The organism is Brevundimonas sp. (genome assembly GCF_041911375.1).
Classification (GTDB): Bacteria; Pseudomonadota; Alphaproteobacteria; order Caulobacterales; family Caulobacteraceae; genus Brevundimonas.
Genome location: NZ_JAYRPA010000061.1, coordinates 1 through 10268, shown reverse-complemented (window position 1 = coordinate 10268; position 10268 = coordinate 1). Strand labels below are relative to the sequence as shown.

The window sequence follows — 10268 nt, the reverse complement described above, 5'->3', positions numbered from 1 at the left end:
GCGACAGTTCGTCGATGCTGCGGTTGAAGATCAGGCGCGCCAACACCTCATCCTCGGGCAGGTTGGGCTGCGAGGAGAAGCTGATGTCGAGATCGGACACCCGGCCGCTGACCGTGACGAAGACCGTGATGTCGTCGCTGCCGGAGCGGGCGGAGGTCGAGGCGTTGCTGTTCGACCCGGCTTGACGCGCGGCCGCCCCCGGGCGAGCCTCTCGGCATTGAGAACGTTCACAAGAACGTCCGGGAGGCGACGATGAGAACTCTGGCAAGGGCCGCTTGCGCGGCGGCGGCGCTCTGTGCGGGGATGGGCGTGGGGGGCGCGGCCTCGGCGCAGGATTGGCTGCGGGCCGAGGGGACGAGGATCGTCGACGAGACGGGCGATCCGGTGATCCTGCGCGGCATGGGGCTGGGCGGCTGGCTGCTGCAGGAAGGCTATATGCTGCAGCTGGGCGCCCTGGGTCAGCAGCATGTCATCCGTGAACGGATCGTCGAACTGATCGGCGAGGAGAAGACGCAAGAATTCTACGCCGCCTGGCGGGCCAACCACACGACCAAGGCCGACATCGACGCCATGGGGCGCTGGGGTTTCAACTCGGTGCGGCTGCCGATGCACTACGACCGGCTGACCCTGCCGATCGAGGAGGAGCCGGTTCCGGGCCAGGACACCTGGAAGGCGGAGGGCTTCGCCGAGATCGACGCCCTGCTGACCTGGACCAAGGCCAACGGCATGCATCTGATCCTGGACCTTCACGCCGCGCCGGGCGGGCAGGGGTCGGACCTGGCCATCTCGGACCGCGATCCGGACAAGCCGTCGCTTTGGGACAGCGCCGAAAACCGCCGGAAGACGGTCGCCCTGTGGCGGCGGCTGGCCGAACGCTACGCCGACGAGCCGGGGATCGGCGCCTATGACATCATCAACGAGCCGAACTGGGACTTCGAAAAGCCCGGCGGCGGGCACGGCTGCGAGGAGACGACCAACGCGCCCCTGCGCCAGCTGATGATGGAGATCACCGCCGCCATCCGCGAAGTGGACCAGCGGCATATGATCATCATCGAGGGCAACTGCTGGGGCAACAACTACCGCGGCGTCATGCCCCTGTGGGACGACAACACCGTCATCAGCTTCCACAAATACTGGAACGCCACCGACCGGGCCTCGATCGCCGACATCCTGCGGCTGAGGGACGAGAACGACGCGCCGGTGTGGTTGGGGGAGTCGGGCGAGAACTCCAACACCTGGTTCACCGAGACGATCGGTCTGGTGGAGGGCGAGGGGATCGGTTGGGCCTTCTGGCCGCTGAAGAAGATCGGCTTCAACCAGCCGCTTGAGATCGCGCCCAATCCCGGCTGGCCGGCCCTGGTCGCCTATCTGACCGGTCAGGGGCCCCGCCCCTCTGCGGCCGAGGCGGAGGCGACGCTGATGCGGCTGGCGACGCACGACATCCGCTTCGAGAACGTGATTCAGCACCGCGACGTGGTCGACGCCATGCTGCGCCAGCCGCACTCCGACGCCGTCGTTCCGTATACGGAGCATCGACTGACGGCCGAGGGGCTGACGATCCGGGCGGCGGACTACGACCTGGGGCGGGCGGGCGCCGCCTGGTCCGACGTCTATGATTCCGACACCGACGGGCCGGGCGAGCGGATCCCCTGGTGGAACACGGGCCGCACCTGGCGCAACGATGGCGTCGACATCGCCGTGGTCGACCGCCGGCCGGTGGTGGCCGAGTTCGAGACCGGTGAATGGCTGCGCTACACCCTGACGGCCGAGACGGCGGGCGAGCGGCCGGTGACGGTGATCGGCGCGGGCGGACGGGTGTCGCTGTCCCTGAACGGGGGGACGCCGGTCACGGTGGACCTGCCCGCCGGCGATGGTTGGCATGAGGCCGCAACCCCGGCGCTGCCCATCCTCGCAGGAACCAACACCCTGATCCTGAAGGCCGAGGCCTGCGCCGCGTGCCGTATCGCCGAGATGCGAGTCGCTACGCCCTAGCTTTAGGGGTTGGCCTCGGCGCCGGAGCCGCATAGCGTGCCGCGTCTGTGCGTGGGGAGCTTCCGAACATGATGAGATCGATCCGGGTCGCGGGTGCGGCGCTGTTGATGGCGGGCACGGCGCTGACCGCGCCGGCGTTGGCCCTGACGATGCAGGACGGGGCGCCTGCCCCGGCGGTCTATCAGCAGCCGCCGCAGCCCATCGCGGACATCCTGGACGCCAAGCCGACGCCGGCGTCGATGCTGAGCCCGGACCGCAGGACGCTGGTGCTGATGGATCGGTCGAACCTGCCGTCGATCCAGGCCCTGTCCGAGCCGATGCTGAGGCTGGCGGGCTATCGGATCAACCCCCGGAACAACGGACCCGCCGAGAGCCGGATCGCCTGGCTGACGGGCCTGTCGCTGAAGCCGGTGGACGGCGGTGAGGCGCGGGCCGTGCCGCTGCCGGCCGGGGCTCGCTTCACGGGCGCGCGCTTCTCACCCGACGGCCGCCATCTGGCGCTGGTGATGGACGGCCCGGCCGCGCTGGAGCTGTGGGTCGTGGATGTGCAGGCGGCCCGGGCGCGCAAGCTGAACGGCGTGGCGGTCAACATGACGAACGGCGGCGGCTATCAGTGGCTGCCCGACAGCTCGGGTCTGCTGATCGAGGCGGTCCCGGCCGGGCGCGGCGCGGCGCCGGCGGCCAGTCCGACGCCTCGCGGCCCGACCATCGAGGAGACGACCGGGCGCGTGGCGCCGGCGCGGACTTATCAGGACCTGCTGCAGGACGCGCACGATGAGGCGCTGTTCGATCACTATTTCACCAGCCAGCTGACGCTGGCGCCGCTGGGCGGCGATCCCCGGCCGATCGGCGCCCCCGGCGTTCACGCCGAGGTCTCCGTGTCGCCGGACGGGCGCTACATCCTGACCGAGACGCTGAAGCGGCCCTACAGCTACGCCGTGCCGGCGGGCCTGTTCCCGACCGAGATCGCCGTCCTGGACATGGCCGGGCGCGAGGTGCGGCGCATCGCCGACCTGCCGCTGCGCGACGACGTGCCGACCGCCTTCGACGCGGTGGCGCCGGGGCCGCGCGCGGTCGAATGGCGCGCCGACGCGCCCGCGACCCTGGTCTGGGTCGAGGCTCTGGACGGCGGCGACGTCCGCACCGAGGCCGAGTACCGCGACCGGGTGATGATGCAGGCCGCGCCGTTCGGCGCGCCGCCGGTCAAGCTCATCGACCTGCAGGAACGCTACGCCGGGATCGACTGGGGTCGCGACGACCTGGCGATCGTCGGCAGCCGCTGGTTCAACACCCGCCACGAGACGCGCTTCGTCGTCGACCCGTCCAACCCCGGCCAGGGCCGGGTGCTGCTGGAGCGGAACTATCAGGCCCGCTACGACAACCCGGGCCAGCCCGTCAGCGAGCCGAACGCCGCGGGCCGGCCGGTGATGCGGTTCGACGCCCAAGGACGCATCCTGATGTCCGGGCCGGGCGCGACGCCCCAGGGGGCCTTCCCCTTCCTGGCGGCCATGGATCCGGCGACGGGCCAGAGCGAGCGGCTGTGGACCTCCGCGCCCGGCGACTATGAATATGTGATCGGCTTCCTGGACGACGCGGGCCGGCGCGTGGTGACCCAGCGCGAGACGCGGCTGGACCCGCCGAACCTTCAGGTGCGGGACCTGGCCAGCGGACAGACCACGGCCCTGACCGACTTCCCCGACCCGGCGCCGCAGCTGGCCGAGGCGACGCGGCAGCTGGTGACCTATGAGCGGGCGGACGGGGTCAAGCTGTCGGGGACGCTGTACCTGCCGGCCGGTTACGACAAGGACCGTGACGGACCGCTGCCGATGCTGATGTGGGCCTATCCGGCCGAGTTCACCGACGCGGCCGTGGCCGGCCAGACGGTGGACGTGCAAAACCGCTTCGTGCGGCCCAGCGGGTCCAGCCACCTGTTCCTGCTGACCCAGGGCTACGCCATCTTCGACAACCCCTCCATGCCGATCATCGGCAAGGACGGCGCCGAGCCGAACGACACCTATGTCGAGCAACTGACCGCCGACGCCCAGGCCGCCGTGGACGCGGTGGTCGAGATGGGCGTGGCGCGGCGCGACCGGATCGCGGTCGGCGGCCACAGCTACGGCGCCTTCATGACGGCGAACCTGCTGGCGCACACCGACCTGTTCCGCACCGGCATCGCTCGGTCGGGCGCCTATAACCGCACCCTGACGCCGTTCGGCTTCCAGGCCGAGCAGCGCACCTATTGGGAGGCGACGGACATCTATACGAAGATGTCGCCCTTCACCTATGCGAACCAGATCAACGAGCCGATCCTGCTGATCCATGGCGAGGCGGACGACAACTCCGGCACCTTCCCCGTCCAGTCCGAACGCTTCTATGCGGCGTTGAAGGGGCTGGGGGCGACGGCGCGCTACGTCACCCTGCCGCTGGAGGCGCACGGCTATCGGGCGCGGGAATCGGTCGGCCACACCCTGTGGGAGATGACCCGCTGGCTGGACATGAACCTGAAGGATGCGCCGGCTGCGGAATAGGCCTCAGGGCCTGACCACCAGGCGCACCACCTCGCCGGCGTGCAGTCGGTCGAAGCCCGCGTTGATGTCGTCCAGGGGAATGACGCCACTGAGCAGGCGGTCGACCGGCAGGCGGCCGTCGCGGTAGAGGGCGACGTAGCGGGGGATGTCGCGACGGGGCACGCAGGTTCCGATGTAGGAGCCCTTCAAGGTGCGCTCCTCCCCCACCAGGGAGACGACGTTGACCGCCAGCGCCGCCTCGGGCGGGGGCAGGCCGGCGGTGACGGTGGTCCCGCCGCGCTTTGTCATCTTCCAGGCGGCCTCCAGGGCGCGGACCGAGCCGGCCATTTCGAAGGCGAAGTCGGCGCCGCCGCCCGTCAGGGCCCGCACCTGCTCCACCGCGTCGGCGTCGGCGGCGTTGACCGTGCGCACCGGGCCGAAGGTTCGCGCGAGGGCCAGCTTTTCCTCCGACAGGTCCACGGCCACGACCGGCGCGGCGCCGCAGGCCAGGGCGCCCAGGACGCTGGCCAGGCCGACCCCGCCCAGCCCGATCACGACGACGCCCTGACCCGCCTTGACGCCGGCGGTGTTCACCACGGCCCCGACGCCGGTCAGCACGGCGCAGCCGAACAGGGCGGCGATCTCGAACGGCAGGTCCGGGTCGATGCGCACCAGCGACCGGCGCGAGACCACGGCGCGCTCGGCGAAGGCGGAACAGCCGAGATGGTGGTTCAGGGCCTCGCCCTCGCGGAACAGGCGCCGGCCGCCGCCCAGCAGCTCGCCGCGGCCGTTGGCCGCCGCCCCGGGCTCGCACAGGGCGGGACGGCCGCCTGCGCACGGATCGCAATGGCCGCACGACGGCATGAAGACCATGACCACACGGTCGCCGATCTTCAGGTCGTCGACGCCGGGACCCAGCGCCTCGACCACGCCGGCCGCCTCGTGGCCCAGGGCCATGGGCAGGGGGCGGGGCCGGTCGCCGTTGATGACCGACAGATCCGAATGGCACAGGCCCGCCGCGCGGATCGCCACCTGCACCTCGCCCCGACCGGGCGGCTCCAGTGCGACGGTCTGGACGGACAGGGGGCGGCTGTCGGCGTAGGGGCGCGCGGCCCCCATGGACGACAGGACGGCGGCGCGGGTTTCAACAGCCATGGTCAAGCCTTCGTCATCGATCGTCATTCGATAGGCGCTTGACGTCGCGTCGTCCAAGCCCGAGCGTTCGCGGACCGGACCAGAGCGCCGCCAAGGCCGCCAGCGCCGCAAGGGAGATGCGAATGCCGAAGAGAGACGAAGGCCCCCTGGCCGAACGCGCCACCTACCGGGCCTTTCACATGGTCTCGACCCGCTGGGCCGACAACGACCAGTACGGGCACATCAACAACGCCAAATTCTACGAGTTCGTGGATTCGGCGGTGAACGCCCACCTGCTGATCGCCGACGCGCTGGGAGAGTCCATCGGCCTGGTGGTCGACAGCGGCTGCCGCTACGCCTCGGCGCTGAAGTTCCCCGACGTGATCGAGGTGGGGATCAAGGTCGACCACATCGGCACCTCCAGCGTGCGCTACGGCTTCGCGGTGTTCCGGCGCGGCGTGGCGACGCCCGCCGCCATCGGCCATTTCGTCCACGTCTATGTCGACGCCGAGACCCGCCGGCCCAAGCCCTTGCCGGACAAGCTGCGCGGGGTGGTGGAGAACCTTCTGGCGGCGTGAACGGGGCCGGGTACGGTTGACCGTCCGGTAAGCATGGTTCGCAAGCGATCCTTAGCCGTGTTCGCTGGCGGGACCTTAACAGGCGCGGGTCTAGGGTCAGGCTGCAATGTGCAGATCGGACCGGCCCATGACCCAAGGCATCCTTCGCGCTCTTTCCGCCGCCGCCCTCGCGGGCGTCCTGTTCGCCGCCGCGGCGCCGGCCTCGGCCGGCTCGACCGCCGGGGGCACCTATCGCCTGCGCGCCACCGTGCCGGTGGCCTGCTGGGTTAAGCCCACCTCGCCCGTGATGGCCGAAAGCGGCCGTGCCGGAGAGGTGGTCGAGGCCTGCAACAGCCCGGGCGGCTTCACCGTCTCAGCCCAGTACCGTCCCCTGGCGCCGACCGAGAAGGCCCTCATGGTCTATGGCGACCGGCTTCTGGACCTCGACAAGTCGGGCGGCCAGGTGCTGCGCCGCTCCAGCATCGCCACCATCCGTTCGGTGTCCTATCGGTTCGATGAGGTCACGCTAGACGAGCCGCTGATCCTGGCGCTGACGATCCAGCCGATCTGACGCCCGGGCGTTCCCGGCGACTGAAATTCAGGGAGGCGGGGCGCGCGGCGTCCCGCCTCTTTTCTCATGCCCGAAGGCCCTAGATCAGAGGGCGGCGACGGTGAAGGTCAGGACGTCGGAATAGTCGCCGGCCCGCCGGCCCGCCGTGCTGCCGATGCGGATCGTCAGCGGATAGTCGTCCAGCCGCGCGCGGTTCGAGACCACGTCCAGCCGGCCGCCGCGCGACAGGTCCATGTCCCGCTCGCCCAGGGCCAGGCCGTAGGGCACGTACCAGTCGCTGGAGCCCTGGCGCAGGCGGCCCTGGTTCTCGGACGTCACCGACACCGCGTAGCCGGCGGTGCTGAGGACATAGAGGGTGGTGCGCAGCTGGCGCACGCCCTCGCTGAGCTTGCCCAGGTCGAGGGTGGCCACCCCGCCGGTGCGGCGGAACTCGCCCTTCAGGCCCATGACGGCGGCCGAGGGCACCTCGACGTTCAGGGTGATCGGCTTCTCGCTCAGCGGATCGCCGTTCGGCTTCTCCAGGCTGATGAAGGCCGTCTGGGAATAGAGGCCGGCCGACAGGGTGTCGGACGGGGCCACGGCGAAGGAGAAGCGCATCAGGCCGCGCTCGCCCGGGCTGAGGCGGATCGGCCGGGCCCCGACGTTGCGCGCGCTCTGGCCCGCGCGGGGCGTCACATCGGCGCCGGCGGTCTCGTCAACCAGATTGTAGACCAGACGCGGCCCGCCCGCCTGGGGCGACAGGCCGAAGGTCTCGCCGCGCAGCTCGACCCGGCTGACGACGTTGCAGGCCGTGTCGCCGGTGTTGACGACGCCGAGGTCGAACTGCTGCACGGCCGAGTCCTGCTCGAACGGATCGTAGCGCAGCGTCCATTGCTGGGCGCCGGAATCGATCTGGATCTGGCAGTCGCGCGGCTGGGCCGAGGCGGCGGCGGGCACGGCCAGCAGCGCGGCCGCTGCGGCGGTCAGGGCCAGGACGGACGGGCGGACGCGGGACATGGCAGCCTCCTTGGCTTCACTCTTCGGGCACATCGAGGGGCACGCGGACCATCTGCAGGTCGAGCAGCCCCTCGTTGTCGGCGGGCACGGTGAACTCGAAGCCCAAGGCGGGCGTGGAGAACAGTTCAACGCGATAGCGCTTGCCCGGCTCCAGGTTCTGCATGGCGAAGCGGCCGACCGAGTTGGTGAAGAACAGCTCGGGCTCGGCCGCCGGATCGTCCACGGGCCGCACGCGGCCGGACATCAGGGCCACCGGACGGTCGGCGTTGCCGATCAGACGGCCCAGGGCGCTGACGAACTTGGCGCTGCCGACCTCGATGGCGTAGCCGCTCTTGTAGGTCGGCCGCACGCGGGCGACGCCGTCGCCAATGTTGTAGCCCAGGGGCGCGTCCAGCACGTCATAGCGGACGGACTGGTTGACGTAGGAGGTCAGGTTGTTGGCGAGGGCCCCGCCGAGGGCGCCGCTGCGGCCGGTGTAATGGCCGCCCTGGAAGCTGTCGCCGACGATGACGGGATGGTCCGCGATGGTCTCGTGCGGATAGACGATGGCGAAGCTGTCGTAGATGTTGCGGCCGATCGAGACCTTGCCGCCGGTGGTGGCGATCGAGGAGCCCAGGCGCAAGGTGGTCACCTGCTCGGCTGTGATGTCCGAGAAGTCGTTGCCGAAGGCGGTGTGCGTCACGCTCCCGTCGAAGCGGTTGGCGATGTAGTCCAGCTGACCAGACAGGGTCGAGGGACCGTCGTCATAGGTCGAGGCCACCGAATAGCCCCACGAACCGACACGGTTCTCGGTCGACTGCTGGAAGCGGACGCTGCCGCTGTTGCGGGCCGAGCTGTAGCGGGCCTCGGTGCGGCGGTCGTAGCGCGGCTGCCAGATCAGGGCGAAGGTGGCGCCGAAGCCGTCGGAGCGGAAGCCGCCGAAGGTGGAGCCGAAATCGGCGTACTCCAGGCCGAACTGGGCGCTCCATTGCGGGGCGAAGCGATAGGTGGTGGTGGCGTTGACCGAATAGGAATCGTCGTTGAGATCGCTGCGGCTCATCCGGTAGGAGGCGCTGACGTTGGCCAGCCAGTCCCGCGAGAACTGGTGCGAATAGCCACCCGAGAACACCCAGGATGTCGGATTCTGGGCCATCGGATTGCCAATGGTGGCGAAATCCTCGGAGGTGAAGTCCGCCACGACCGTCCAGCTGTCGTAGGTATCGCCCAAGTCTATGATGTGGTCATAGCCGACCGCGAAGGCGTAGCCGGCGCCGGGATCGCCGTTGCTGATAGCCCCATCGACTCGTACCCGCGCGCCATTGCGCAGGATGAACTGGCTCTGGCCCGACAGAGTCTGGGCGTCCTCGGACGCCTGGACGCCGATGCCGACAGCGGGCCGGTTTTCGAACGCCTTGCGCCAGAAGCCGGTGAGGGCGACCTTGCCCTCCGAATAGTCCGGCGAACCGAAGACGCCGTTGTTCACCGCGCCCAGATAGGCGCCGTACTCATAGTCGCCGGGCTCCAGCTCGATGGCGTCCAGATAGGCGCTGTAGCCGACCGTCTCGACGCGGCCGGAGTCGTTCTGGATCTCGATCTGAATGTCGTTGGAACCGGTCTCCAGCGGCAGGTTCGACAGGTCGTACTGGCCCGGGTCGAGGCGGAATTCGCGCACGAAGACGCCGTTCCTCAGCACACGGACGGTCGAGGATTCCTGAAGCACGAGCTGGCGGCCGCCAGACAGGACGTTGTTACGGAAGGCGTCGAACCGCTGGCGCTGGCGCGAGACGCCCACGCCGCCGAGTTCAGCGAAGCCCTGGCGGCCGCGGATTTCGGGTTCGAGGTCGCCCAGATACCAGCGGCGGAAGTCCTCGGCCTGGTCATAGACGAAGCGGGCGTAGCGGCGTTCGACTTCGTATTCGCCGGTGAACAGGTCCTCGCGGCCCTGGACGTCGGCCTCGAACACCAGGTTCTTGTAGCGGACAGCGCCGTTCAGGAAGACGCTGGGCTTACTAAAATCCCCGGTCGATTCGAAGCGCTGGATGGCGACGTTGCTGTTCAGGAAGGCGCTTAAGTTTTCGGGCGGCAGGCCTGGCTCCTCGGGGCGGCCGCCGCGGAACAGGGATTCGACCGAGCGCTTGGTCGGGTCGATGCGCAGCACCAGGACCGCAAGCTGCTCGGCGTCGTAGTCCAGGCTGATGCCGGTGTCGTTGATCTCTTCGGGCGCGAAGGAGTCGATGCCCCGGATGCGCGCGGCCAGCTCGGCCTGGGCCTCGGGCGTCAGCAGCGGATCGATCAGGACCTTGAAGCCCGCGCTCTCGACGATGAAGCGGTCGTCCCGCGTCAGGACCACGGGCAGTTCGCCCAGCACCCGGCTGTTGAAGTTCAGCGGCACCGTCATCGGGATGTCGCGGTCGTACGGATTGATGTCGCGCCGACCGGGCGGGGGCGGGGGCGCCGAAGCGGCGGGCGAGGACGGCGCCTCGGCCGGCTCGGGGGCCGGGGCGGGCGCCGTGGCCATGGGAGCGGCCGAAG

The 10268-nt window shown here is 69.8% G+C and carries 8 protein-coding genes; 4 read left to right on the top strand and 4 right to left on the bottom strand.

Features of this window, described 5'->3' with window-relative positions:
• Positions 1-130: translocation/assembly module TamB domain-containing protein (locus tag ACE3PU_RS10745; protein WP_374389560.1), on the bottom strand; the 130-nt coding region annotated here is incomplete at its 3' end.
• A 122-nt stretch (positions 131-252) separates the two neighbouring features.
• Between ACE3PU_RS10745 and ACE3PU_RS10740 the strand changes: the two genes are divergently transcribed.
• Both ACE3PU_RS10740 and ACE3PU_RS10735 read left to right on the top strand, forming a co-directional pair.
• Positions 253-1992: a cellulase family glycosylhydrolase gene (locus tag ACE3PU_RS10740; RefSeq protein WP_374389558.1), complete on the top strand. Its 1740-nt coding sequence runs from the start codon at positions 253-255 to the stop codon at positions 1990-1992.
• 68 nt (positions 1993-2060) lie between these two features.
• On the top strand, positions 2061-4520 hold the full coding sequence (locus tag ACE3PU_RS10735) for a prolyl oligopeptidase family serine peptidase (protein WP_374389556.1): 2460 nt from the start codon (positions 2061-2063) through the stop codon (positions 4518-4520).
• Between the two features lie 3 nt (positions 4521-4523).
• Here ACE3PU_RS10735 and ACE3PU_RS10730 read toward each other — a convergent pair whose 3' ends face one another.
• Positions 4524-5654: a zinc-dependent alcohol dehydrogenase family protein gene (locus ACE3PU_RS10730; protein WP_374389554.1), complete on the bottom strand. Its 1131-nt coding sequence runs from the start codon at positions 5652-5654 to the stop codon at positions 4524-4526.
• Positions 5655-5776: 122 nt separating this feature from the next.
• Here ACE3PU_RS10730 and ACE3PU_RS10725 point away from each other — a divergent pair, with 122 nt between their 5' ends.
• Together ACE3PU_RS10725 and ACE3PU_RS10720 are read left to right on the top strand one after the other, a co-directional pair.
• On the top strand, positions 5777-6211 hold the full coding sequence (locus tag ACE3PU_RS10725; RefSeq protein ID WP_374389552.1) for an acyl-CoA thioesterase: 435 nt from the start codon (positions 5777-5779) through the stop codon (positions 6209-6211).
• A 127-nt stretch (positions 6212-6338) separates the two neighbouring features.
• Positions 6339-6761 carry a hypothetical protein gene (locus ACE3PU_RS10720; RefSeq protein WP_374389550.1) on the top strand — a complete coding sequence of 141 codons (423 nt, stop codon included), beginning with the start codon at positions 6339-6341 and terminating at the stop codon, positions 6759-6761.
• An 84-nt stretch (positions 6762-6845) separates the two neighbouring features.
• Here ACE3PU_RS10720 and ACE3PU_RS10715 read toward each other — a convergent pair whose 3' ends face one another.
• Both ACE3PU_RS10715 and ACE3PU_RS10710 read right to left on the bottom strand, forming a co-directional pair.
• A complete protein-coding gene (locus tag ACE3PU_RS10715) occupies positions 6846-7757 on the bottom strand; it encodes a hypothetical protein (protein ID WP_374389548.1) in 912 nt (303 codons plus the stop codon).
• Between the two features lie 16 nt (positions 7758-7773).
• A partial coding sequence (locus tag ACE3PU_RS10710; RefSeq protein WP_374389546.1) for a hypothetical protein occupies positions 7774-10268 on the bottom strand: 2495 nt, incomplete at its 5' end.

What these genes read in the sequence shown, in the direction of transcription:
- ACE3PU_RS10720 (WP_374389550.1), top strand. Translation starts at nt 6,339, where the DNA reads ATGACCCAAGGCATCCTTCGCGCTCTTTCCGCCGCCGCCCTCGCGGGC.
- ACE3PU_RS10740 (WP_374389558.1), top strand. Translation starts at nt 253, where the DNA reads ATGAGAACTCTGGCAAGGGCCGCTTGCGCGGCGGCGGCGCTCTGTGCG.
- ACE3PU_RS10735 (WP_374389556.1), top strand. Translation starts at nt 2,061, where the DNA reads ATGATGAGATCGATCCGGGTCGCGGGTGCGGCGCTGTTGATGGCGGGC.
- ACE3PU_RS10725 (WP_374389552.1), top strand. Translation starts at nt 5,777, where the DNA reads ATGCCGAAGAGAGACGAAGGCCCCCTGGCCGAACGCGCCACCTACCGG.
- ACE3PU_RS10730 (WP_374389554.1), bottom strand. Translation starts at nt 5,654, where the DNA reads ATGGCTGTTGAAACCCGCGCCGCCGTCCTGTCGTCCATGGGGGCCGCG.
- ACE3PU_RS10715 (WP_374389548.1), bottom strand. Translation starts at nt 7,757, where the DNA reads ATGTCCCGCGTCCGCCCGTCCGTCCTGGCCCTGACCGCCGCAGCGGCC.